The organism is Baaleninema sp. (assembly GCF_049974805.1).
GTDB lineage: Bacteria > Cyanobacteriota > Cyanobacteriia > Cyanobacteriales > Geitlerinemataceae > Baaleninema.
Window position 1 is genome coordinate 21,899 of the sequence record NZ_JBNGCO010000011.1, and the last position, 22,781, is coordinate 44,679.

Genomic DNA, 22,781 nt, shown 5'->3' on the forward strand with positions numbered 1-22,781 from the left:
CATCCCCCCATCACCTCATCATCCCCCCCTCTCCCCTTCCGCCAGTTTTCTTCACTAAACGAATCCCTTCAATTTCCATCGTTTTTTCCAGGGCTTTGGCCATATCGTACAGCGTGAGGGCGGCGACGGAGACGGCGGTGAGGGCTTCCATCTCTACCCCCGTTTCCGCTTTGGTTTTGACGGTGGCTTCGAGGCGATACCCCGGAATTTCCCAATCGGGGGTAATTCGCACGTCAATTTTCGTCAACGGAAGCGGATGACACAGGGGAATCAGTTGAGCCGTTTGTTTGGCACCGAGGATTCCGGCCAGTTTGGCGGTGGTGAGAACGTCTCCTTTGGGGGCGTTTCCCGATTCGATCGCCTCGAGGGTTTCCCGCTTCATGCGAATGACTCCGGCGGCGATCGCTTCTCTGACCGTCGGCCATTTCTCTGAAACGTCCACCATGCGGGCGTCTCCGCCCTCGTCGAGATGCGTTAGATTTTTTTTGGGTTCGGGGGGTTGTCTCATCCAGAAATCTCTGTTAAGATGTAAATCTAGTGACGAGCGCTGCTTGCGCCTCACGAAAGGGCTTGTAGCTCAGTGGACTAGAGCACGTGGCTACGGACCACGGTGTCGGGGGTTCGAATCCCTCCTAGCCCGTTTTAATTGTAAAGGAGTCGTTCCGTTTCGGAACGACTCCTTTTTTACAGCGAACAGGTAACAGTTTCTCCCTCATCCCCTCACCTCATCAACTCCGTTAGCTGTCTCGCAAGACGTAACCGACGCCGCGAACGGTTTGGATGAGGCGTTTTTCGCCTTCGTTCTCGATTTTTAGGCGGAGATAGCGAATATACACTTCAATCACGTTCGACTCGCCCATGAATTCGTATCCCCAGACGTTTTCGAGGATTTGCTCTCGGGTGAGAACTTCTCGGGGATGCTCCATGAGAAACTTGAGTAACTCGAATTCCTTCATGGTGAGATCGATCGCCCGTCCGCCTCTCATGGCTTGACGAGAGGATAAATCCAAAACCAAATCGACAAATCGCAATTGGTTGGTATCCTGACGTTCCGGTTTCAAGTAAAATTCCACCATGCCGAGGAATTTCTCGCCGGAATAGGGTTTCATCACGTAATCGTCCGCCCCCGCTTCCAAACAAGCCACGCGATCGTCGACGGTATCGCTGGCGAGAAGCATCAAAATGGGAACGCGATGTCCCGTACTGCGAAGGTGTTTGCACAGCCACAGCCCGGAATTTCCCGGTAAAATGCGATCGATGGCGATCAGTCCCGGTTGCACCTCGTCCGCTTGCGTCAAACCGCTGTTGGCGTCGTGGGCGACAATCGGATTGTATCCTCCCTCTTTCAAGTCTAGGGCGATCCGTTGGGCGAGGGTGACGTCCGATTCGACGACTAACACGCAAGACTGACAGCCGAATCCGGTTGAATCGAGGCGATCGAGCAAAGCAGTATCCTTAACCTCCTCACCGCCCGGGAAGGACAGTGATTCCCAAACCTCACGCTCTGGGTTCCTGCTTCTGTCCCTTGCGGGTTTTTCGCAACTGCTTTCGAGGTCACAATGCCTTTCAAGTCTCATGTTCGCTCCACAGACTGAAACGGTGTGTCCCACCGCCAAAAGTTCAAGTCGATTGGAGTGTTAGGCAAACTGACTAACTGGCTTTTCGTGAGTTCGTTTTCCCACCCCGTTCGAGTCTACCATGTTAAGTTAAAGCCGCCCTTCTCGGGCGGGGCAAAGGACTCAAAATTTTCGAGAACCGTCGCCAACTGTTACCGTGCTGCCGTTGCTGACCGCTTCGACTTAAAATAGAGACAGGAAACCTGCGTGAATTTGGGTTCGTTTAACTCTATCGAACGGAAATTTGGATGACTTCTTCGTTCTTCGAGGGAAAACGTCAGTTCTTCGATATCTGGGCGTCTAATTACGATTTTTTGCTGACGACGGTGGTGTATCAGGCGGTTCACCAACGACTGTTGGAGTTTGTCGAACTTCCGCCGTCGCCTCGGGTTCTGGATTTGGGATGCGGAACGGGACGATTGCTCGATCGCCTCGCGAGAACCTATCCCGATTTGCAGGGAACGGGACTCGATCTGTCTTCGGAAATGATACAACAAGCCCGGAAGCGAAACGCCTTTGGCGATCGCCTTGACTTCGAGGTGGGAAACGTCGAACGTCTCCCCTTTGACGCCGAACAGTTCGACGCGGTATTTTGTACCGTCAGCTTTCTGCACTATCCTCGCCCCGAGGTGGCGATCGCGGAAATCGATCGCCTGTTGAAACCCGGGGGACGGTTTTATTGGGTCGATTATCTTCCCTTTCCAGGCTTCGGCGACAATTCTATCTATCCGGTGTCTCCCGGTGGCTTGCGGTTGTATACAAAGTTGCAGCGGGAAGATTTCGCCAAACCCATCGGTTGGCGGTGTCAGGGACACCATCACCTACTGTTTCGGATCGTTTTGACGATATTTTCTAAGCCGGAACATTAAAGCCGGAAAATTAGAGAAGCCGTCCGAAAAACTCGGGATCTCGATAAGATTGGGGTTGGGAGGGGCTGACCGGGAAAATTAAGTCGAAAAAGCTGCTATCTGAGATAGACTCGGTTTCGGGGGGTGGCTCTTTCAGAAATCGGCATTCTGATAAGAGACCTTCTCACGAACCAGATGCTCGCAACTTTGGCGACACCCTTACACAATACCTATGAACAAGCACGTTACGATTTACACCGATGGCGCCTGTAGCGGCAACCCCGGTGTTGGCGGATACGGTACGCTTTTGATTTACGGCGAACATCAGAAGGAACTGTCGGCCGGATTCCGAAAAACCACCAACAACCGCATGGAAATGATGGCCGCCATTGTAGGATTGCAAGCCCTCAAACAACCTTGTCAAGTGTCGCTGTATTCGGACTCGAAATATCTCGTCGATGCGATGAAGCAAGGATGGGCGAAACGCTGGAAAGCTAACGGTTGGCGGCGCAATAAGAAGGAAATGGCGAAAAATCCCGATTTGTGGCAACAGTTACTTGAGTTGTGCGATCGCCATCAAGTTGAGTTTTTCTGGGTCAAAGGACACGCGGGACATCCGGAAAACGAACGCTGCGATCGATTGGCGGTGGCGGCGTCCCAACAGAACGAGTTACGGGTCGATACAGAGTACGAAAAAGTTTGGGATCGTTCTACGAAATCGCCCTTAAGTTAGTAATATTAATTTAATTCGTTGTTATTTAAACCCAAAATACAACTTATCTTTCCAAAAGTTTAGATAAGTAGGTTAGAAAAGTCAAGAAATGGAAGTGAGTTCAGTTTTGCAAGTCCGCGATCGTCGGTTCGTTTGGGGCGATCGCACCTATATCATGGGGGTTCTCAACGTCACCCCCGACAGTTTCAGCGACGGCGGAGATTTCGACAATCTCGAAGCGGCGATGTCCCAGGCGAAGCAGCTAGAAACGGCGGGGGCAGACATTTTAGACATCGGCGGACAATCGACTCGTCCAGGGGCGAAAGAGGTGGCTGTCAGGGAAGAAATCGATCGCGTGGTTCCCGTTATCGAAGCGGTGCGATCGCGCAGTTCGATTCCCATTTCCATCGATACCTACCGTGCAGACGTGGCGCAAGCCGCACTCGATGCGGGGGCGGATATCGTCAACGACGTCACCGGAGGAATCGCCGATTCGGAAATGTTTCCCCTGGTGGGAGAACGACAGGTTCCGATCGTTTTAATGCACATGCGCGGTACCCCGAAAACCATGCAAACTTTAACGCAGTACGAGGATTTAGTCGGGGAAATTTGCCGAGTGTTAAACCGTCACGTCACGGCAGCCACCGCCTGCGGTATATCGCCCGATCGCATTCTACTCGATCCGGGGATTGGTTTTGCCAAAACACACGAGCAGAATTTGGAATTGCTGCGCCGACTTCCGGAATTTCGCGAGTTAGGCTATCCCCTGTTAGTAGGAGTATCTCGAAAAAGTTTCATCGGAAAAATCCTCGATCGTCAAAATCCCAAAGATCGGGTTTGGGGAACGGCGGCGGCTTGTACCGCTGCCATCGCCAATTTAGCAGATATTTTACGAGTTCACGACGTCGCAGAAATGAGAGATGTCGCTCGCGTCGCCGATGCCATGTTTCGAGAACCCATTTCTCGAAAACCGATTTCTCAAGAACAAAAAGACGAGAGTAGAGACGTTACAGAAAACGCCTCTACTCCCCGAGAAGAACGGGTGTTAAATCTGAATGCAACCCAGGTGTAACGACCCATCGATTACACGGCGGCGCCTTCGGCAGGTTCGCTTCCCATATTCACCACAGCGTTCCGTAAAATGGTGATTTGCTGTTGAAATTCCAGCCGAACTATGGCGTTAAATAACTCTTGGGCTTGGTCAGAAAGTTGATAGTTTTTCGGCATGGGAATAACGCTTCCCTCGTCCATTCCTTGGGCTAAGTAATACCAAAACGCTAGTTTCGTATTCGCACTTAACGCCCCGTATTCTCGACTGAATCGCGTACTGGATTTTCTCGCAATATCCCGCATAATTTGTAGTTGTTCTTCCTGGGGCGTGGCTTGAACTTGTTCGTACAGTCCTCCAGCGATATCGCGAGAGGCTGTGGCGGGAGCGGCGGGGGTAATCGAATCGCCCATTTCCTTATAAATAAACCACAGTAAGGCTAATTGTTGGTCGGTTTGAAGTCGATAAAATTGTTCGATCGCCGCGTCGAGATTGGTGTCGATTTCTGCAAACGTAACCATAAATAAACTCCTTTGAGTGGCGTCAATTTAGCGAGGTTTTACGATGTCGTAGTCGTAACGTCGTAACGGTCGCTTCTGTTATAAAACTTAACAATGGAGATCGCCCGACAACATCTAACGATTGAGGGGGAATGGGAAATTGCGACATCTCTATCGACAGAGAGACGCCAGGACTGCGATGGATTCGATAGAGGTGGAGTTAAGCCGCCACAACTCCCCCGTTTTATGTGTTACGCCATCACCACGCCAAAACCGCCAAAACCTCCCATTCCGACTGAACCGATTCCCACACCGTCGCCTCAACCGACACCGACTCCGGTTCCGCAACCGATTCCCACACCGTCACCTCAACCGACACCGACTCCGGTTCCGCAACCGATTCCCGAACCGAGGTAATTGTCGAGAACGTTCAGCCTAGAAGCACAGAAAACACAGAAGTTTTAGGGTTTCGCTTCCCGAGACAATTACATTGCAGTCCTTGACCGATCTCCACCTGTTTCGAGGTGGGGGTTTGGACGTCGCTATTTTTGGGTTCAAACCTCCAAACTCGGACGTTTTCCGTAAAAGCGATAGTGGCGATAGTCCTTCAAAATGCGATCGTGGTCGAAACAGAGAGTTTGGGGAAGTTCCCACACCGAAAACACCTCTAAATGCTTGGCGTCGTCTCCCGCTTGGGGGTTTCCCGTAGCGGTGGCGAGAAACACGACGCTGAGGGTATGTTTGCGAGGGTCTCGTTTGGGATTCGAGTAAACGTGAAACTGTTCGATAAGTTCTACGTCTAACCCCGTTTCTTCCTTGGCTTCGCGAATCGCCGCCGTTTCGACGGTTTCCCCGTAATCGACGAAACCGCCAGGTATGGCCCAGCCGTGAGGGGGGTTTTTGCGTTCGACGAGGACGATCGCACCGGGAGGGCGATCGACCAATTCAATCAAAATATCGACAGTCGGGACGGGGTTGCGGTAAGTCATAAATGAAGAAATGAACCGGGAGTTGAAAGACGCTGCGACGGCGTCAATGTTGAACTTAAGCCGAAAAATTGACCGGACTGGAGAAATCCCGTGTTAAATTCAACCTTGTAGCAAGTGGCGAGAGTTATGCCGTTTCCGAGATCTAGTGGAATTTTACTGCACCCGACTTCCCTTCCCGGCCGGTTTGGAATCGGCGATTTAGGACAGGAAGCCTATCGCTTCGTGGATTTCCTCGCCGGAAGCGGACAGCAACTCTGGCAAATTTTACCCCTCGGACCGACGGGATACGGGAATTCTCCCTATTTGTCCTATTCGGCGATGGCGGGAAATCCGCTGCTGATTAGTTTGGAACGGCTGTGTGACGATGGGTTACTCTCACCAGAGGATTTGGCGGAGGTTCCCGAATTCGAGAGCGATCGCGTGGATTACGATCGCGTCGAACAGGTGAAAACTCCGCTGTTACAAAAGTCGTACCGCAATTTCCGCAGCGTCGCCACCACCGACCAGCAGAAGGAATTCGTCGAGTTTTGCAAGGATAAAGCCCACTGGCTCGATGATTACGCTCTATTTATTTCCCTCAAAACCCAGGTTTACAACGGAACGAGTTGGAATACCTGGGACGACGAGGTATCGAAACGCGATCCCCAGGCGTTGAAGAAGTGGCGGGAAGAGCTTCACCCAGAAATTGAGTTTCGGAAATACCTACAATTCGAGTTTTTCCGGCAGTGGTCGGCGTTGAAGGAATATGCCAACGAACGCAACATTCAAATGTTCGGCGATATTCCGTTTTACGTGGCTCACGATAGTGCCGATGTTTGGGCCCATCGGGATATCTTTTGTTTGGACGAGGAAACGGGAAAACCTTCGTTGATGGCAGGGGTTCCGCCAGATTATTTCAGTGCGACGGGTCAACTCTGGGGAAATCCTATTTACGATTGGGAGGCGTTGAAGAAAACCAATTTTCGCTGGTGGATGCAACGGTTCCACGCGGTTCTCGATCGCTTGGATTTGATTCGTATCGACCATTTCCGAGGATTTGAAGCCTATTGGGCGGTTCCTGGCGACGAAGAGACGGCGATGAACGGGGAATGGGTCGAAGCGCCGGGGTACGAATTTTTCGATCGATTGAAAGAGGAGTTGGGAGAACTGCCCATCGTTGCCGAAGATTTGGGGATTATTACCCCGGAAGTGGAAGCCTTGCGAGACCATTTTAAATTCCCCGGAATGAAGATTTTACACTTCGCCTTCGATTCCGGTCGCGACAATCCCTATTTACCGTTTAATTACGATTCTAAAAATTTCGTGGTCTATACGGGAACCCACGATAACAATACGACAATTGGGTGGTACGAGGCGCGTTCTGAGGACGAAAACCAACGGGTTTGGGACTATATCGGCTGTAGTCGCGGCGAAGGTTTCAACTGGGATTTGATTCGCTTGGCCATGAGTACGAACGCCAATCAAGCGGTGTTTCCGTTACAGGATTTGTTCGGACTCGGGGCAGATGCCAGGATGAACGAACCCAGTAAGGCGGAAGGAAACTGGGAATGGCGGTACGACCCGGAAATGTTGACGGAGGAGTTGCGCGATCGATTGCTGTTTTATACCTGCGTTTACGGTCGCAATCCGTAGTTTTTGGGAAGTTGAAAATCGGTTTTTGAGCGTTTCAATTTTCACCACACCAGACGCAGAGAACACAGAGGTTCTGTCATTCTCATATCTGAACCCCGGTATCTCGAAAATGCCGGGGTTTTGAGGAGCAAATCTTTTCAAACCTAGAATTCAAGCAAGTCTTAAAGCTGGATTCGGAAACTGGCTACTTGCCAGGGTTTGAGGTTTTCGCTTCCCTCGATATCCCGTTCTAAACCATCGACGCGAGAGGCGATCGCACCGCCTAAAACACCGTCGAATTCGACTTTGGCGGCGTTTCCAATACTGTCGTATCCTCGCAGAATCCAGCCCCGAGAGGTATCTTCAGCTTGTTTGAACGCTGTGACGATGAAGTGTTTGGGTTTGACGGTCAACCAAGACATTGATGGGGGAAGATGTCCGCTGGAGGTTTGGGAATTTCCGAGACGGACGAAAACGGGTTGGTTGAAGCGATATCCCCATCGGACGGTTTCGGCGTCTCGCCAATCGCCACGATGGGGATAGATGGCGTAGGAAAATCGATGTTCGCCGAAGTCGGCGTCGGGGTCTGGCCAAGTGGAACCCCGTAATAGGGTCAGTCGTAATTGGTTCGGTTTGGCGTCGTAACCCTGTTTGTAATTGTTGAGGAGACTGACGCCGAATCGGTCTCCCGATAGATCCGCCCATTGGAAGGCGGGAACTTCCCATTTGGCTTTTTCGGCCTCGGTTTGGGGTCGCGTCGGACGTGCGATCGCTCCGAAGGGCATTTCGGTGGTGAAGCTTTCGGCGTTGAGATTCAAGCCAAAGGCGGTTTTGACGAGGACGTGGGGTTCTCGCCAATCGACGCGAGTTTCGATTTTGAGGATGGGGGAGTCGATGTCGAGGATGTAGTCGCGGATAAAGCGGGAGTTGCGAAATCGCTGGACGACACGCACTCGCTGACGGATTTCGCTGTATTCTAGACAGGTTATCGATTCTAAGGTAGCGGCTTCGAGAGGCTTTTCTTTATAGTTGGGGTCGATGTTCCAAGCATCCCAATATTGTCCTTTATCTTCAAAGAATTGTAATCGATCGCCTCCGGAACTGTTCAGGATTTCCTGTTGAGTTTCGACGTGAAAGATTGAAGCTAAATTTCCGGTAATTTTGTCAATTTTTACGCGAATTTGTGTGTTTTGAAGTTTTATGACATAATTGGGTATGTCATAATTCCGCGCCGGAAGTGAGGATGGCTCGATCCAGAGGGTCGTAATTCCCATTTCCGGTAATTTGGGAATATAAACTCGCAATGTATCGCGAAACGATATACTTTGCAGCGTTTTACCCTCGATATCTCGAGCTATCCAGGTTTTACTGGGGTCGATAACCTGTATAACCACCACTTCAGAGCGATCGCCTCCCGCGACGTTAACACAATATACCGGGACAGCCTCAGAATGCGGTGGTGGTGGGAGTTTCAGGAGTTGGGTGAGGGAGTTTAGGGAGGTTTCGACAACCTCAGCGACGGTGCGATCGATCTCCTGCGTGGCGCGATCGGCGTCTCGGAAAACTTCGGGAATAGCGGAACCGGGGAGAATATCGTGAAACTGGTCGAAGAGCAGGAGTTTCCAAGCACGATCGAGTTGGGCTTTGGGATAGGGGACTTTCGCCAATCTCGACGCGACGGAGGCTAACATCTCTGCTTGGTACAAACCGCCTTCGCCGCGACGGTTGGCGAGTTTGCGATCGCCGTGAGAGGTGTAACAGCCGCGATGGTATTCGAGATAGAGTTCGTCTCGCCAAACGGGGGGTTGAGGGGAAGCGGCGGCGAGGCGATCGAGGAAATCGGTGGCTTTGGAAAACTGGAGTTGGGGAAATTGGGGCGATCGCTGCCAGCGTCTCGCCACTTCTAGCATATCCCGAGTCGGACCGCCGCCGTGGTCGCCCACTCCCGGCAACCAAAGGGCTTCAGACAATCCCGTTTTCTCCTGCCAAGTTTTGGCGTAGCGGGCGATTTGCTGGGGGTCGATATCCTGTCCGATGGGAGAACTCATCCAACTGAGGATTTCCGACCCATCGGGAGACTGCCAGCGAAACCACTCGTAAGGAAATTCAGTGGTATCGTTCCAGCGCAGTTTCTGAGTCACGAAATAGTCGATTCCCCCAGCTTTGAGGAGTTGGGGAAGCTGCCAGCAAAAGCCGAAGCTGTCGGGAAGCCAAGCCACGCGAGAAATTTCGCCGAATTTCTCTCGGGTATATTGCTGTCCGTAGAGAATTTGACGGACGATGGATTCGCCGCTGACGAGATTGAATTCCGGTTCGACCCACAATCCCGCTGCAATTTCCCAAACTCCCGATTTAACGCGGTTTTGAATTTCGGCGAACAAGTCAGGGCGGTGGGTTTCGATCCAATCGTACAATGCCGGGGAGGAATGGCAAAAAATCAGGTCTGAAAAGTCTTGTTGAAGGGACAAGACGGACTCGAAGGTTCGTTGGGCGGCGTCCCAGGTTTCTGATATCGGCCACAACCAAGCCATGTCTAGGTGAGCGTGTCCGAGAAGAGAGATTGTCAGGGGAGGTTTGGGAAATTCAGTTTCGAGGATTTGGCGAAGTCGAGAGAGAGAACGATGGAAGCGATCGCGATCGCCCGGTAATGACTCCCAGTCGATGACATCTATATATATAGAGAAATCTCGAACCTCTCGCTGGAAAATTCCCCAAACGGCCAGTTCGTCGGCGACAAATCCGGGGTCGATTTCCTCCGCTTCGTATATTAACTCGGAGGTGACTAAGGCGCCGTCGTCGTGACCGGGACTGACGAGACGAATCGCCAGATTAAAACAGTCGCCCGGTTTGACAGATTCCTTTAGCAACACTCGTCCGAAACAGTCGAACAAATCTCCTTCTCGAACCAATCTTTTGTTGACGAAAATTTGGGCGTCTTCCGCCCACCAGCGCAGCGACAACCGCAACGCCAAGCCCGTCACGTCGTAATCGTTTAAAAAGTCGGGGACGACGAGGGTTTGACTCAGCCACAAAACCCGTTTTCCTCGTTTCCAGGGAATATGTCGCCGGGAATTCAAGGTGACGGGATGCCAATTTTGCCAAGTTTCCGGACGAACTGCTCGTTCGGTTTGGATATCGGTATCGCAAAATCGCCAATTCTCTAAAATATCGAGGCGACAAAGTTGTTTTAACCGCGCGATCGCCTGTGCGAGTCTTTCCACTGGCTGTTTCCATCAAATTTCGAGTCGATTGTATCCTATCGCGAAACAGACGGGAACTTCAAATACGATCGCTTCGTCACCCTTGCCCGTCATAACAAGTTGAAAATTCAGCGATGTCCTCAATTTTTAAGCGAGGCAAAATTCCTGTCTGAATCCAGAAAAATTGAGTATACTTAAGCTAGAATCGCTCTGATTTCATTGATGATAACGGTTTGATTTGGATAAAAACAGAATGTAACCGCTAAAAAATATTGCTGTATAGCTTTGTAAAATCATGTCCGATCGCCCTCTCGTTATCAAAGCCATTCAAAAGCCCGGACTGGCATTTCGACGAACGAAACGTCTCGTCAGAAATCATCTCGAAGACCAACTGTGTCGCCTTGCATACCAAAGGGAAACCGCTCCCATCGTCAACCAAACCGAAATTCGCGTTGTAGGTTTGCGTCGAATTGGCAACCACGCCATCATCAACTGGCTGCGATCGCAAGTCGAAGGGGAAGTGTGGCATCTCAACAACGTAGAACCTGGAGAAAATCCCTATCGGAACAAATATCAAAATCTTGAGGAGCATTTTCCTGAATACCAAGACGCCATCCAACGGTATAAAGGAGAATATATTGGCAACTTCACGCCCAAAGCGTTGTTAGTGTACAACCATGAAGATTGTAGCCTTCCTAAAATTTGCCATCCCCGGTTCGAGAAAAATAGAGACTTATATGTAGGCAAAAGCAACGTCCGACAGGATGTTTTGATTTTGCGAGACCCATTTAATTGGTTGGCTAGTCGATTCAAAAGCAATATGCTATCGCTGCGCGATCGTCAAAAAACCTTAGTCGATTTATGGATCGAACACGCTCGAGAATTCAGGGGAGAAACGAACTATCTCAGTTCTCAAAAAGTCTGTATCAATTACAATCGCTGGACGAAAAATAGGGCGTACCGAAAACATATCGCCGAACGTTTGGGATTGAAATTTTGCGATCGCGGATTAAACCAAGTGAGTGGTTGCGGCGGCGGAAGTTCCTTCGACGGACTTCAACATCACGGAAACCCCTCCAAAATGAAAGTACGCCATCGCTGGAAACAGTTCGCCGACGATCCCCACTATCGACACTTAATCAGCAACCCTCAGCTATGGGAGTACACCTTCGAGATTTTCGGCGACGATATCGAAGCGGGTGTTTTACCGGACTCTCCCAATGCCTTGCGTTCCGAAGGTTCCCGTTGAACGGTAAAATAAAGGGATAACCGAACTACGGGGAGTCGGAATCGTGTCTGCTTACACCGGTCCTTACCAAAGTCGCCTGTTTAACTTTATCGCCGATCGCACCTTGCGATTTGGCGACGCCGCAGCCAAAGCCTTTCGTCACGCCAAGTTCGCCGTACAAACCGCCACACAAACCCTGCTGTATCCGGTTTACGCCATTTTCCAAACCGCCAGAGGTAGCGATCGACAAGTAGCGTCGGGTTCGGCGGCGACGGCGGAGGCGTTACCACAATCCGACACCCCGGTTCGTAGCGTTTTAGAAACCCTCGATCGATTAGAAGTTAGCGAAACGCCCGTTTGCGGAATTGCCAGTTCTCGCCAAGACGGAAAACTGGTTCTCGTCGCCGCAGAAAATCGCATTCTCGAACCTCTCTCCCCGGAAAAACAACAACAACTCGAGAACTGCGTTGTAGCAGAACTGTCTCGAATTCCGCAGTTGTCGCCGTCGCTGTCTTCGCCACCCGTCAAATCAAAATCTAGAAACAACTTCGATCGACTGATGACGTGGGTTCGAGGGAGTGCGATCGCCCGTCGTCTCAATTGGTTTAACGAAGCTGCACTTCCGGCGACAACCGTAAATTCAGAATTTACAAACTCCGACACCCGAGCGATCGTTTCATCTCAGGCAGTGTACGAGATCGATCGTCGTCTCGCCACCTTAGAAAGCGAGTATTTCCTCCCCATCGCCGAATCTCCCGAACCGCCGTTGGAGAAGTTGCGTCATATCCTCAAAGCGGCGATCGATTACTTTTTCGGCGAGGGCAAATTCCGAAGTTCCGAATTGGGTGTTGAAGAGACTCTGAATTCGCCGTCAGAAAATCGGAAGTTTCTCAATCCCCAAAATCCAGAGTTTTCAGAAGTCGATCCTTGGCTGTCGGGTTTTTCCGAAACCGCAGCCTTACCCGGAACCCGTGCGATCGCATCTCAACCTTCCCAAATTCCAACCTTTAACTTGAGACTTGACGATTCCACCTTAGACGAGTCTACCGTATACGAACGAGTAGGCGCCCTTATCGAAGCTGCGATCGCCTACTTCTTCAATTTCGACGATCCTTTAAACGTTCCCAGCCAACCGCCGCGAAAATCCTTCGCCACTCCGACGGCGTCTCCAGTACCCGATCCCTGGAATTTTGAAATTGAAAGTTCCGAAACGTCAGTTTCTTCCTCTCGAGAAGCCGAATTTTCCCAAGTGGAATCCCCGACGGCGTTACCGGAAGGAAAACCGTCAAATCCATTCCGTCAGATTTCCCAACAGATCGATCGTTGGATGGCGACAGGTTCTCTGACAAAACCCTCGTTCCCGAATCGCGAAACGACGATTTCGACGACGGAAACAGCAGAATTGACGCCGAAATCCGTAGCATCGCCTCAATCTCCTTCTCGTCAATCTCAAGTTTCCCCATCGAACGGTGCGAAATCGAGAAGTCTCCCAACGCAACCGTCGAAATTTAAAACTCCCCAATTGAAAAATTCAAACACTCAAACCTCGAACTTTCACAATTCCAAAACTCAAACCTCCATATCGAGAAATCTCCAAACTCGCCAATCGCGTCAAGTTCGGCGTCAAACGGAAACGGGAGCGATCGAATCCCCGAAAACAGCGACAGTGTCTCGAACTCGAGACTCTATCAATTCTGCTAACGCTAAGGCTTCCAACGCGCCAGAATTCCATCCCGATTGGCTCGAGGCGCAAGTGGAAGATTCCAGTTATGTGAAACACCCGTTAGAAGTAGTGTTAGAATGGCTCGATCGAGTGATGTTGAAAGTTGAATTGTGGATTGGGAAACTCTGGAATTGGCTGTTCGAGCGGCTGAAATAAATCAGGTTAGAAAATCTTCAAGTTTGGCTGCAAAAAGTAACTTTTAAAACTCTAGGATTAAAAAAACAACCTAAAGTTACTTGTTGCAATCGGGTGTTTCTATAGCCATAGGAAATGATTCGTGGCCAAATCCCCGATCGATCCAGGGCTGTGCGAGATCCCCGGCATCTCCAAGATGCCGGGGATCTAGAGACAGATCTAGAGACAATCCGATCTTCGTTCGATCTTGAGTTTCACTTCTATGAATTGCCACAATTGACTTAGGATTGCTATATCTTTTATAACTAAAATTTCGGATTATACCGATTGCTTGACATAATTTAATAACTCGAGATTGAAAAACCTCAAAAATCCGGACAGCGTGCAACACCAAACCCCATTTCTTAACGCCTTAAAACAACAATCTCAACGTCTCAACGCCGCCTTTTACCTACCAGGACACAAACAGGGAAGGGGAATTTCCAAACTCCTTAAAAACTGGTGGGGAAACACTGTTTTCCAAGCCGACTTACCCGAACTTCCCGAACTCGATAACCTCTTCAATCCCGACGGCGTCATCCAAGAGGCGCAACATCTCGCCGCCGACGCCTTCGGTGCATCTCAAACCTGGTTTCTCGCCAACGGTTCTACCACCGGAATTATCGCCGCTATCCTCGCCACCTGTTCCCCTGGCGATAAAATCCTTCTCCCCCGCAACGTTCACAAATCGGTGATTTCGGGAACGATTCTCGCGGGAGCGGTTCCGATATTCGTCGAAACCGAATACCATCCCCATTGGAATATCGCCCTCAAAACGACTCCAGAAACTCTAGAATTTGCCTTAAACCAACATTCCGACATCTGCGCCGTTTTAGTTGTTTCTCCTACCTATCACGGCGTTTGTAGCGATATCGAAGCAATTTCTCAACTCTGTCACCGCCGTAACCTCCCCCTGATCGTAGACGAAGCGCACGGCGCACATTTCCACTTTCACCCAAATTTCCCGAAATCCGCTCTCGACGCCGACGCCGATATCGTGGTTCAATCGACCCATAAAACCCTCAGTGCGCTGTCTCAGGCGTCGATGTTGCACTTGAAGGGAAATCGTGTCGAAGCCAAACGGATCGATCGCGCGTTATCCTTCGTCCAATCTACCAGTCCCAACGCCTTACTTCTAGCCAGTCTCGACACCGCCAGACATCAAATCGCCACCGAAGGATTCGACTTACTCCAACAGACTTTAACCCTCGCCAAACTCGCCAGACAACGACTGTCGCAACTTCCCGATTTAGAGATTTTCGAGACTTCCCCACCCTTCGACACCACTCGCCTCACCGTCAGCGTCGCCAACTGGGGATTTACCGGATATACCGCCGACGAATCCCTTCACGAACAGTTCGGCGTCACCTGCGAACTCCCCGAACTGCAACATTTGACCTTTGCTATTACTCTAGGAAATAGCCTCGAAGATATCGATCGACTCGTCAGGGGATTCGACTCACTCCGTCGCCTTCCCCACAACACCGAACCCGTCTCTTCCGTGACGTTTCCACCGATTCCGCTGTTGGCGTTATCCCCCCGAGACGCGCATTTTTCCGCCACCGAAACCGTTCCGTTACAACATAGTATCGATCGCATTTGTGCTGAAATCGTTTGTCCCTACCCCCCTGGAATTCCCGCCTTAATACCAGGAGAGCGAATTTCTGCTGCCTCTATATCATATATTGAGAAAATTGTCAAGTTCGGCGGCAGCATAACGGGGTTAGCAGCGGGAACCGAACCCCGTTTAACCGTCGTCGCCTAACGCTCTCTGTGGCGAATCCGAGTCGCTCGCGGCATTTTTAAAACTTGACTTCGGTGAATTTTTCTGATACTTTGAGAGTAATCTAGGATAATAAAAATATATCAACTTACTTGATTTTTTAGTCAACATTTTAAATCTAGAACAATTCGAGGGCGTAACGGGGTGAATAGCAACCCCGTTACGCCCTCATCGCCTAACGCCCTCCCGATGTCAAGGCTCGAGAGTTTCTCGCTGTACCTCACCCTGTTCCGTGACCCAAGCCAAATGGGAAATACGGCGACGGCGAGCGTACTCTCGCACCTCATCGCTGTCAGAGAAGTCCTCAAGGAGTAACTCCACCCGTACCACCTGGGAGTCTTGCCGCAACTGGCGAGCGCAGGAGAAAGCCGTCCCTTGCGCTCTGGGAGTCGAAGGGACGACCAACCAATCGCTGGCGGGGGTGTTTGTAGGGAGCCGATCGCCCGTCAACAGCGTTTGTTGTAAATCTTCCAAATTGAGAGAAAAGCCGATACCGGGACAGCGGCGATTTTGGGGGTCGTAGAGTTCCAAAAGGCGATCGTAGCGTCCGCCTTTACCGAGGAGGCGAGTTCCCGAGTCGCACTCGCAGACCACCTCAAAGACGATCCCCGTGTAGTAATTAAAGGTTTCGATGAGGCTCAAATCGAGAACCACCGACTCGAGAAGTTTTGGGTCGATCGCTTCAACGAGGGAGACGATCGACTTAAGATTATCGAGGACGCGGCGTCGGTCGTCGTCGAGGTCGAGGGTCGCCAAGCGCTGTAAAACATCCTTGGGACGTCCGCGCAAATCGAACAACATCAGAGCGCGATCGCGCAATTGCGGCGACAAGTCCATCGTTTCCACCGCCACGCGATCGAGCCCAGCGATGGCCTCGCGCACGCGATCGCGTTGAGCCTCCGGAAACGGGTCGAGGAGCGATCGTGTCAGTTCCGCCTCTCCCAACACCAGCGTCCAGCGTTGCAACCCCACACTTCGCAAACAGTCAACCAGCAATAGCAACACTTCCACATCAGCCATCGCCCCATCAATGCCGAGGAGTTCGACCCCGGCTTGATAGAATTCCTGCTGTCCGCCGTAAGCCTTAGAGCGATTGCGGCGAAAAACGTTGGCGTTGTAATAAAGTCGTTGCGGGAGAGATAACTCCGCCATCCGCGTCACCGCAGCCCGAGCGATCGAAGCCGTCAACTCCGGACGCAGCCCCAACATTTCATCGTCGGGGTCGGGGAACTGCATCACCGTCGAGCGGTCGATGGCGCCCCCTGCCATAAGCGTATCGAGTCGTTCCAGGGTCGAAGTAATAATCCGATGATAGCCCCAACGCCGAAAAGCGTCCTGTAGGCGTCGTTCGATCCACTGTTTCTGTGTAACATCGAGGGGCAGTAAATCCCGCGCCCCGGCCGGAGGTTGGTGTACGGTCATGTTGGTTCGCCGTTGCAATTGCCAAATCCGACGCAATCGTGAAATTGGTCGATCTTTATTCTCAGGGGTGGAGGTTGACGTTCTCCCCCGCCTGAAGGCAGGAGGATTCCTGGTTCGTCGATCCACCTTTAAATCTCCAGAAGCCAACTTGCTGACTCGAACCCATTCCCCTTCAACTCTCCGACTGGATGCTTTTAAGACAATGGCTGAAGACCCCAGAGGTCTGATCTCCCCAGGCTTTACGTTTCCGTGCGCCCCACGGTACGTTAGAAAGTATTTGAGCAAATGCTCGACTTTTCGGGTCTCGCGACTCTTTTGAGTGCTTGCGTTTTTAAAGAGGTCTCTCGCACCTCAGCACCGGTGTCGCAATGGTCGTTAAAGACCCTTTACGGGCTGGGCTACCGACGAATCACCCGGCACCGGACTGACTTCAGTTTAGCATTCAAATGCCGCCCTAAAAGGGCGGGGCTTGAAACCCTCAATCTTTGGTCACGAAAGCAAGTTAAGATTGGGTTATTTTTTCTTCCCCCCAAAGAGTCCGAACAACCCACCGCCGCCGCGATCGGATTTTTTCGGCGGTTTCGTTTTCGGTTTGCCCTTACCCTCTCCCGATCGCGCCATGATATGAGTAATCTGCTTGCGTGCTTCGAGGGCGGTAGGGTCTTTGGGGTCAAGTTTCAACGCCTTCGTCAAATGATTGTTCGCCATCCGCAAATTAAGGCTGGAGGGTTGTTTCTCCTGTTGTTTGACGTAAACCAACGCCATCAAACCGTGACAGCGGCTGCTGTTGGGGTCGAGTTTAATCGCGTCTTGCAGTTCCTTGCGAGCTTGGGGGCAAAGATTTTTCTCCAAAAGCGACTGCGCCCGTTGAAAATACTTGTCCACCAACGCATCCGTCGAAGAGCGAGGGGGAGGAGGCGGCGGCGCCGGCCGGTCGGCCCGACTCTCCTTAGATTTCGGCCAGCCTTTATTTTGTTGTTCCCGGCGAAACAAATAGGCGAAATTGAGTTCGCTCAGTTCGCTGATGGTGTCGGCCACCGTTTCCAAGTTCTCGTACTGGCCCTGAGCCAGTTGTGCCACCGCCGCACGATACTGAGCTTCATATCCGTCCCCTGCCATGAGCGCCCGAGCCTGTTCGCTCTGTAGCGTCACCGACTGATGTTCTTGCAGCAGTCGTTTGGCGGTCATCCGCAACAAGACCCCGTAATCGTTCAATTCCCGCTCGTTGGACAGTTTGGCGTAAGCCGGGTTGACTAATTTCGAGAGAACCGCTTGCGCGAGTTCTCGATTGTCGGCTTTACAGACGTCCGGATGCAACCGCCGCGCGATGCTGAGATAGCGTTTGCGAATCGCTTTCGGCTCAGCGTCGAGGGAAATTCCCAAAATGGCGTGGTGGTCGGTAAAGTCGAAGTGAAACAGTCCGCGTTCGATCTCAAAAGACAACGACATCGTGTCGTCACCACCTCCGTTACGATTATCAATACTTATCTGGTGTTATCTTTCTATACTCTAGACCTTTTAATTGGAGACGGGGGAGCGTCCAGTTAAGTGTCCGACCCCCGGCAGGTCCGCCAGGGGCTGCACTTCCAGCAGTCGATCGCTCGTTTCCTGGTGAATTCGTCCGTTTGTGGCCAGAAGTCGCCCCGAGGTCACGTCCAGGGGCGAACCGTCGTAAGCCGTGACGCGCCCGCCCGCTTCCTCCACCAGAACGATGCCAGCAGTAATGTCCCAGGGGGAGAGACCCCGTTCCCAATAGCCATCGAGACGACCGCAAGCCACGTGAGCCAAATCCACCGACGCCGAGCCGCTGCGTCGAACCCCTTGCGTGAGATGGGTCAAATAACAAAATTCCGCGTAATTATTATCGTCCCTTTCCCGTCGATCGTATGCAAAGCCCGTTACCAAGAGACTGCGATCGAGCGATCCGGTGGTCGAAACCCGCATCGGCACGCGATTGCGGGTTGCCCCCAATCCCTTCGCCGCCCGAAACAGTTCCTCCGTCGCGGGATTGTAGACCACGCCCACCGCCGGAGTTCCCTCAATTAACAGCCCCACCGACACCGCAAACAGGGGATATTGGTGAGCGTAGTTAGTGGTTCCGTCGAGGGGATCGATCGCCCAGAGAAAGGGACTTTCCTGTTGTCCCAGGTTGCCCGATTCCTCTGCCAAAATACCGTGTTCGGGAACGTGACGGTTCAGCACCTCGAGAACGCGGGCTTCAGCCGCTTTATCGGCCGCCGTGACCAAATCCCCCGAACGGCCTTTTTCCTCCACGCCATCGAGTTTGCCCCAATAGGCTTTCAACACCGCGCCTCCAGCCAAAGCAGCTTCCGTAGCGATATCGAGCAGAACGGGCAGGCGATCGAAACGATTAGAACTCATCAGACTTTAGCGTTCGCGAATAATTTACAGTGCTTAAAAATCCTTCTCAAGAGACCCGTCATTTAGCTGCCCTGAAACTGGCGAAACTTCCACAAACAGGCAGACATCCAGTTGGTCAGCACGTGAACCACGATCGGAACCAAAAGATTACCGCTGAGCCACGCACTGGCCCCTAACAGCCCTCCCACGACCGTCGCCCAAATCGTATAGGGCCATTGCTTGGCATTACTCAAATGCAGCGCCCCGAAACAGACGCTCGAGAGAGCTAATCCAAACGGATTTAAGCCCAAGGCGGGCAACATGACGCCGCGAAACAGCAGTTCCTCGCTCATCCCCGGCAGCAGACCCAACCAGAGCAAATCCGGCCAAGCCAAGGGCGCGATGACCAGTTCTAAATAAAATTGGGCGCTTTCGCGGTAAGCCGGCCACAGGCGATAGAGCAGCGAACTGGCCGCAACGATCGCCAAGCTCAGAGCAGCGCCCCAAAGGATAGCGTTCGGATTCCAGTATAGAGGTAACAACTCGACAGTCCCAAATCGCAACCACAATTTGGCCACGCCCAGCAAGACGATGGCCGTAATGCCCATCGCGATTAAAATTTGGGTGCGAGTGAGGGATTCGGTCTCGGGCGGAGGAGGACGATCGGTCACGCTAGATTAAGAAAGTTGACGGCTCGGAGGCAGATGGGGACTCAGGGCGGCGGGACTAATTCCCGCCCGATGCGCGACTAAAACCCCCAACGCCTCTAAATATGAATTTACCGTAATTGCTGAAATTCCCAGAGCGGCCGGCGGAACCCGCATCTTCGTGCGATTGTCGCGAACGGCCAGGATTCGCGCGGCAGTTTGACTCAAACTCAGGATAGCACTGCCCCCGCAGGCGGTTTCGGGAACCACGACGGCATCCACATCGCGCGATCGCATCGTACCGTTTTCAGACCCGTCGGAAATATCAGACACCTCCGAAAACTGCGGAGCGCCACTCAAACCCACCAACACGCAGGGTAAAAAAGTATAGCCGAGTTCTTCGGCCGCCGCCCGAGGGGACAGGCTGGGGTCAGCGGGAAGCGGCGAGAGGGCGGGAGCGTGAGCGGCGGGAATGCGGAACTGACGCACCACTAAATGACTGATAACCGCTTCAGCCCCAGCGATGGGATCGACCCCTTGTCCGCTGCGGTAATTCTCCAGGGCTTCGCCGCTTTCGTCGGGGAAGCGGGCAACGATCGCGATCGCTTCGGCACCGGCGCGATCGATTAAGACTTCCGCGGCCCGCAGCAAGCTATCGGGGCGATCGAGCGTTCCCCAACTCGCCCCGGCGTCAGAGGTGCGGAGACTGACGCCGAGAGGCTTGTCCGTCACCACGTAATCGGTTAAATCCAGTCCCAAGGTCGCGCGGGTGGCGTCAGCAGCTTGAACGTGGCGCAGCCGCAGTTCCGGTTCGATGGCTTTATCTAAAATCAGCCCCACCCGATTTTGACGCACCGGGCGCAGTCCCCAACGTCCGGCGGCGAACTGGTCTAACCCGTAACCTTCTACGTAGAAGATATTCGGTTGCGGCCAGTACAGTTGAGCGCCGTTGAGGACGTTGGGGTGAGTAATCAGGCGATCGCACACCTGAGCGATCGCCCGGGCGACGGGAATGGCATCACCAGCATAGCCGCCGATATCAGCACCGATTCCCGTCGGAACGAGAGCGACAACGGTATACGGTCGGGTCACGAACTTAAGCGTTGCGTTAAGGGTTTTGGTCTTGCGTGACCACCGCTTCGACCTTCGCTTTACCCGTTTCGGGGTGGGTTTCCGTCACCGCCCAGCGCAGCGGTTCGCCGCGTTTTTCGAGTTCGGCTTCGATGTTCTGGTGCAGTTGTTTGGGAGATTCTGTTAAATCGATTTCTGCGGTAATGAAATGGGTAGTCATGGCTTTTTCAACAGTGAACAGTCAACATTGAAGACAGGGAACGGGGAATCGGGAACGGGGAACAGTTGACAGTTTCTCCCCATTCCCCTATCACCCCGATCGCACCATCACCCCAAACTAAGCGGGTTGAGAGAACTGGCGTTGATACACTTCGTCTTCTTTGTTGGTTTCGACTTTCAGATTCGATCGCGGATAAGCCACGCACAGCAGGGCGTATCCTTCTTCTTGTAGTTCCGGGCTGATGCCCATTCCGTCTCCCTGTTCGACGCTGCCTTCAACGATTTTTGCGGCGCAGGTGGTGCAAACCCCGGAATAGCAGGAACTGGGGAGATCGATATCGGCGTCGTGAGCGGCTTGGAGAACGGTGACGTTTTCCGGAACTTCGATCGTGTGGGTTTGACCTTCGTGCAGGATTTCGACAGTGTAAGTCTTAGGCATAGTTCGGTGCGATCCTCCTTGACAAGGTTTCGGCGCGGGGAATCTTTATCGCGATTGAGTAATGGATACAGTCTTTTATTCTTTCACAAAATTCAGATTTGCGAGGGCGTTGGCACGGAAGAATACCATTAAATCTTGGTTGGGGAGGCCGTTGTCGGTCGATCGCCACGGCAATCCCACGGCTGCCATTTCCTGTTTGACTTGCTTTTTGGTCATTTTATGCAGTCCTGTGAGGGGAATCAAGGGATTTTCGCCGCGATACTCTACCCAGACCACGCGCCCGTCTGGTTTGAGGGACTGCACCGCTCGTTCCATCATCTCTCGCGGCCACTCGAATTCGTGGTGGGCGTCCACCCTCAACCCCAGGACTAAACTGGAAACGGGCAAATTGGGATGAGTGGCAGTTCCTAAAACGGGTTGGAGGTTTTCGACAGAGTTCATCGCGAGATCGGGGCGTTCTTGTCGTTGGCGATCGAGTCGTTCGAGCCACAACATTTCGGAATGTTCCATGACTTTGGCGATTTCTCGACCTATGTAAAATTTACCAATACCGTCGGAACTGTGCAGGCTACGATATTCGTAAACGCCTTCTTGGTTGACAGTTCTGAGAGGGGAGCGAATACAGCCGAAAAAGTTCGAGGCTAGGGGGGGCAGTAATATAATTAAGGCGGTTTTTTGGAGAAATCTGTATTTATATGTCATGCTTTTCTGCTGTACAAGATATTTTAAATTATCAATAAAAAGCAAATCAATCTCGCTAGTTTTTTATTAAAAGCTACAAAAAAATAGAAATAAATCCATAAAAAAAAGGGAATTTTAGCAGAAAATGCCCGTTTCTTCCCTGTAGCCGAGAGGCGACAACCGTTAGAATGTAAAGAACGCTTTACATTCTAGTAGCGATCGAACGTTAGGAAGACCTCATGCCACATACCATCGTCACCAACACCTGCGAAGGCATTGCCGACTGCGTAGAAGCCTGCCCCGTGGCCTGCATTCACGAAGGCCCCGGCAAAAACACCAAAGGTACCGATTGGTACTGGATCGATTTTGCCACCTGTATCGACTGTGGCATCTGCCTGCAAGTTTGCCCGGTGGAAGGGGCGATCGTGGACGAAGAACGTCCCGATCTGCAAAGAACGCCCCAGTAGATCCCAAAACCTCGAAAATTCCCTGTAAACATCCTCGCAAAG

Annotated in this window: 22 protein-coding genes and 1 tRNA gene; 10 read left to right on the plus strand and 13 right to left on the minus strand. The window is 52.0% G+C overall.

Annotated elements, in window-relative coordinates; all coding sequences use genetic code 11:
- Positions 1 to 10: 10 nt before the first annotated feature.
- Complete coding sequence (gene moaC / locus ACP5D4_RS03955) at positions 11 to 508, minus strand: cyclic pyranopterin monophosphate synthase MoaC (protein WP_428010327.1); 498 nt, start codon at positions 506 to 508, stop codon at positions 11 to 13.
- 58 nt (positions 509 to 566) lie between these two features.
- Here moaC and ACP5D4_RS03960 point away from each other — a divergent pair.
- Positions 567 to 640: transfer RNA gene (locus ACP5D4_RS03960), tRNA-Arg, on the plus strand.
- 97 nt (positions 641 to 737) lie between these two features.
- Here ACP5D4_RS03960 and nblR read toward each other — a convergent pair.
- A complete protein-coding gene (nblR, locus tag ACP5D4_RS03965; protein ID WP_428010328.1) occupies positions 738 to 1,445 on the minus strand; it encodes a response regulator transcription factor NblR in 708 nt (235 codons plus the stop codon).
- 419 nt (positions 1,446 to 1,864) lie between these two features.
- Here nblR and ACP5D4_RS03970 point away from each other — a divergent pair, with 419 nt between their 5' ends.
- The 3 genes from ACP5D4_RS03970 to folP all read left to right on the plus strand — a co-directional run bounded on the left by ACP5D4_RS03970 (position 1,865) and on the right by folP (position 4,248).
- Entirely contained in the window at positions 1,865 to 2,485 is a 621-nt protein-coding gene (locus ACP5D4_RS03970; RefSeq protein WP_428010329.1) for a class I SAM-dependent methyltransferase, read from the plus strand.
- A 211-nt stretch (positions 2,486 to 2,696) separates the two neighbouring features.
- Entirely contained in the window at positions 2,697 to 3,197 is a 501-nt protein-coding gene (gene rnhA, locus ACP5D4_RS03975; protein ID WP_428010330.1) for a ribonuclease HI, read from the plus strand.
- An 88-nt stretch (positions 3,198 to 3,285) separates the two neighbouring features.
- Positions 3,286 to 4,248 (plus strand): dihydropteroate synthase, encoded by a 963-nt coding sequence (gene folP / locus ACP5D4_RS03980; RefSeq protein WP_428010331.1) that lies wholly within the window; start codon positions 3,286 to 3,288, stop codon positions 4,246 to 4,248.
- Positions 4,249 to 4,259: 11 nt separating this feature from the next.
- Here the strand turns inward: folP and ACP5D4_RS03985 are convergent, their stop codons facing one another.
- On the minus strand, positions 4,260 to 4,745 hold the full coding sequence (locus tag ACP5D4_RS03985; RefSeq protein ID WP_428010332.1) for an orange carotenoid protein N-terminal domain-containing protein: 486 nt from the start codon (positions 4,743 to 4,745) through the stop codon (positions 4,260 to 4,262).
- A gap of 93 nt (positions 4,746 to 4,838) precedes the next feature.
- On the opposite strand from ACP5D4_RS03985, the gene ACP5D4_RS03990 reads away from it, so the two are divergent.
- Entirely contained in the window at positions 4,839 to 5,141 is a 303-nt protein-coding gene (locus ACP5D4_RS03990) for a hypothetical protein (protein WP_428010333.1), read from the plus strand.
- A gap of 137 nt (positions 5,142 to 5,278) precedes the next feature.
- Here the strand turns inward: ACP5D4_RS03990 and ACP5D4_RS03995 are convergent, their stop codons facing one another.
- Entirely contained in the window at positions 5,279 to 5,713 is a 435-nt protein-coding gene (locus ACP5D4_RS03995; RefSeq protein WP_428010334.1) for an NUDIX domain-containing protein, read from the minus strand.
- 126 nt (positions 5,714 to 5,839) lie between these two features.
- Here ACP5D4_RS03995 and malQ point away from each other — a divergent pair, with 126 nt between their 5' ends.
- Positions 5,840 to 7,345 carry a 4-alpha-glucanotransferase gene (gene malQ, locus ACP5D4_RS04000; protein WP_428010335.1) on the plus strand — a complete coding sequence of 502 codons (1,506 nt, stop codon included), beginning with the start codon at positions 5,840 to 5,842 and terminating at the stop codon, positions 7,343 to 7,345.
- A gap of 161 nt (positions 7,346 to 7,506) precedes the next feature.
- Here malQ and ACP5D4_RS04005 read toward each other — a convergent pair whose 3' ends face one another.
- Positions 7,507 to 10,545: an alpha-mannosidase gene (locus tag ACP5D4_RS04005; protein WP_428010336.1), complete on the minus strand. Its 3,039-nt coding sequence runs from the start codon at positions 10,543 to 10,545 to the stop codon at positions 7,507 to 7,509.
- Positions 10,546 to 10,819: 274 nt separating this feature from the next.
- Between ACP5D4_RS04005 and ACP5D4_RS04010 the strand changes: the two genes are divergently transcribed.
- From ACP5D4_RS04010 to ACP5D4_RS04020, 3 genes are all read left to right on the plus strand, one after another.
- Positions 10,820 to 11,773 carry a hypothetical protein gene (locus ACP5D4_RS04010; protein ID WP_428010337.1) on the plus strand — a complete coding sequence of 318 codons (954 nt, stop codon included), beginning with the start codon at positions 10,820 to 10,822 and terminating at the stop codon, positions 11,771 to 11,773.
- A 43-nt stretch (positions 11,774 to 11,816) separates the two neighbouring features.
- Positions 11,817 to 13,631, plus strand: a complete 1,815-nt coding sequence (locus ACP5D4_RS04015) for a hypothetical protein (RefSeq protein ID WP_428010338.1) — start codon at positions 11,817 to 11,819, stop codon at positions 13,629 to 13,631.
- A 334-nt stretch (positions 13,632 to 13,965) separates the two neighbouring features.
- Positions 13,966 to 15,414 carry an aminotransferase class I/II-fold pyridoxal phosphate-dependent enzyme gene (locus tag ACP5D4_RS04020; RefSeq protein WP_428010339.1) on the plus strand — a complete coding sequence of 483 codons (1,449 nt, stop codon included), beginning with the start codon at positions 13,966 to 13,968 and terminating at the stop codon, positions 15,412 to 15,414.
- Positions 15,415 to 15,624: 210 nt separating this feature from the next.
- Here the strand turns inward: ACP5D4_RS04020 and ACP5D4_RS04025 are convergent, their stop codons facing one another.
- The 8 genes from ACP5D4_RS04025 to ACP5D4_RS04060 all read right to left on the minus strand — a co-directional run bounded on the left by ACP5D4_RS04025 (position 15,625) and on the right by ACP5D4_RS04060 (position 22,293).
- Positions 15,625 to 16,854, minus strand: coding sequence for an ATP phosphoribosyltransferase regulatory subunit (locus tag ACP5D4_RS04025; RefSeq protein WP_428010340.1), 1,230 nt, complete (start codon positions 16,852 to 16,854; stop codon positions 15,625 to 15,627).
- Between the two features lie 513 nt (positions 16,855 to 17,367).
- Entirely contained in the window at positions 17,368 to 18,303 is a 936-nt protein-coding gene (locus ACP5D4_RS04030; RefSeq protein WP_428010341.1) for a J domain-containing protein, read from the minus strand.
- A gap of 69 nt (positions 18,304 to 18,372) precedes the next feature.
- On the minus strand, positions 18,373 to 19,236 hold the full coding sequence (locus tag ACP5D4_RS04035) for an inositol monophosphatase family protein (RefSeq protein WP_428010342.1): 864 nt from the start codon (positions 19,234 to 19,236) through the stop codon (positions 18,373 to 18,375).
- 62 nt (positions 19,237 to 19,298) lie between these two features.
- Entirely contained in the window at positions 19,299 to 19,886 is a 588-nt protein-coding gene (locus ACP5D4_RS04040; protein ID WP_428010343.1) for a CPBP family intramembrane glutamic endopeptidase, read from the minus strand.
- 6 nt (positions 19,887 to 19,892) lie between these two features.
- Positions 19,893 to 20,954 (minus strand): DUF3326 domain-containing protein, encoded by a 1,062-nt coding sequence (locus ACP5D4_RS04045; protein ID WP_428010344.1) that lies wholly within the window; start codon positions 20,952 to 20,954, stop codon positions 19,893 to 19,895.
- Between the two features lie 16 nt (positions 20,955 to 20,970).
- The gene (locus tag ACP5D4_RS04050) at positions 20,971 to 21,153 is read right to left on the minus strand and encodes a hypothetical protein (protein ID WP_428010345.1); all 183 of its coding nucleotides are present in this window, start codon (positions 21,151 to 21,153) and stop codon (positions 20,971 to 20,973) included.
- Positions 21,154 to 21,270: 117 nt separating this feature from the next.
- Entirely contained in the window at positions 21,271 to 21,591 is a 321-nt protein-coding gene (locus ACP5D4_RS04055) for a 2Fe-2S iron-sulfur cluster-binding protein (RefSeq protein WP_428010346.1), read from the minus strand.
- 75 nt (positions 21,592 to 21,666) lie between these two features.
- Positions 21,667 to 22,293 (minus strand): hypothetical protein, encoded by a 627-nt coding sequence (locus ACP5D4_RS04060; protein ID WP_428010347.1) that lies wholly within the window; start codon positions 22,291 to 22,293, stop codon positions 21,667 to 21,669.
- A 218-nt stretch (positions 22,294 to 22,511) separates the two neighbouring features.
- On the opposite strand from ACP5D4_RS04060, the gene ACP5D4_RS04065 reads away from it, so the two are divergent.
- Positions 22,512 to 22,739, plus strand: coding sequence for an indolepyruvate ferredoxin oxidoreductase subunit alpha (locus tag ACP5D4_RS04065; RefSeq protein ID WP_428010348.1), 228 nt, complete (start codon positions 22,512 to 22,514; stop codon positions 22,737 to 22,739).
- Positions 22,740 to 22,781 lie beyond the last annotated feature (42 nt).

Excerpts from the sequence above, each read along its gene's own strand:
- moaC (WP_428010327.1), bottom strand. The coding sequence starts at position 508 with ATGAGACAACCCCCCGAACCCAAAAAAAATCTAACGCATCTCGACGAG.
- ACP5D4_RS03970 (WP_428010329.1), top strand. The coding sequence starts at position 1,865 with ATGACTTCTTCGTTCTTCGAGGGAAAACGTCAGTTCTTCGATATCTGG.
- rnhA (WP_428010330.1), top strand. The coding sequence starts at position 2,697 with ATGAACAAGCACGTTACGATTTACACCGATGGCGCCTGTAGCGGCAAC.
- folP (WP_428010331.1), top strand. The coding sequence starts at position 3,286 with ATGGAAGTGAGTTCAGTTTTGCAAGTCCGCGATCGTCGGTTCGTTTGG.
- ACP5D4_RS03985 (WP_428010332.1), bottom strand. The coding sequence starts at position 4,745 with ATGGTTACGTTTGCAGAAATCGACACCAATCTCGACGCGGCGATCGAA.
- ACP5D4_RS03990 (WP_428010333.1), top strand. The coding sequence starts at position 4,839 with ATGGAGATCGCCCGACAACATCTAACGATTGAGGGGGAATGGGAAATT.
- ACP5D4_RS03995 (WP_428010334.1), bottom strand. The coding sequence starts at position 5,713 with ATGACTTACCGCAACCCCGTCCCGACTGTCGATATTTTGATTGAATTG.
- malQ (WP_428010335.1), top strand. The coding sequence starts at position 5,840 with ATGCCGTTTCCGAGATCTAGTGGAATTTTACTGCACCCGACTTCCCTT.
- ACP5D4_RS04010 (WP_428010337.1), top strand. The coding sequence starts at position 10,820 with ATGTCCGATCGCCCTCTCGTTATCAAAGCCATTCAAAAGCCCGGACTG.
- ACP5D4_RS04025 (WP_428010340.1), bottom strand. The coding sequence starts at position 16,854 with ATGACCGTACACCAACCTCCGGCCGGGGCGCGGGATTTACTGCCCCTC.
- ACP5D4_RS04030 (WP_428010341.1), bottom strand. The coding sequence starts at position 18,303 with ATGTCGTTGTCTTTTGAGATCGAACGCGGACTGTTTCACTTCGACTTT.
- ACP5D4_RS04035 (WP_428010342.1), bottom strand. The coding sequence starts at position 19,236 with ATGAGTTCTAATCGTTTCGATCGCCTGCCCGTTCTGCTCGATATCGCT.
- ACP5D4_RS04050 (WP_428010345.1), bottom strand. The coding sequence starts at position 21,153 with ATGACTACCCATTTCATTACCGCAGAAATCGATTTAACAGAATCTCCC.
- ACP5D4_RS04055 (WP_428010346.1), bottom strand. The coding sequence starts at position 21,591 with ATGCCTAAGACTTACACTGTCGAAATCCTGCACGAAGGTCAAACCCAC.
- ACP5D4_RS04060 (WP_428010347.1), bottom strand. The coding sequence starts at position 22,293 with ATGACATATAAATACAGATTTCTCCAAAAAACCGCCTTAATTATATTA.
- ACP5D4_RS04065 (WP_428010348.1), top strand. The coding sequence starts at position 22,512 with ATGCCACATACCATCGTCACCAACACCTGCGAAGGCATTGCCGACTGC.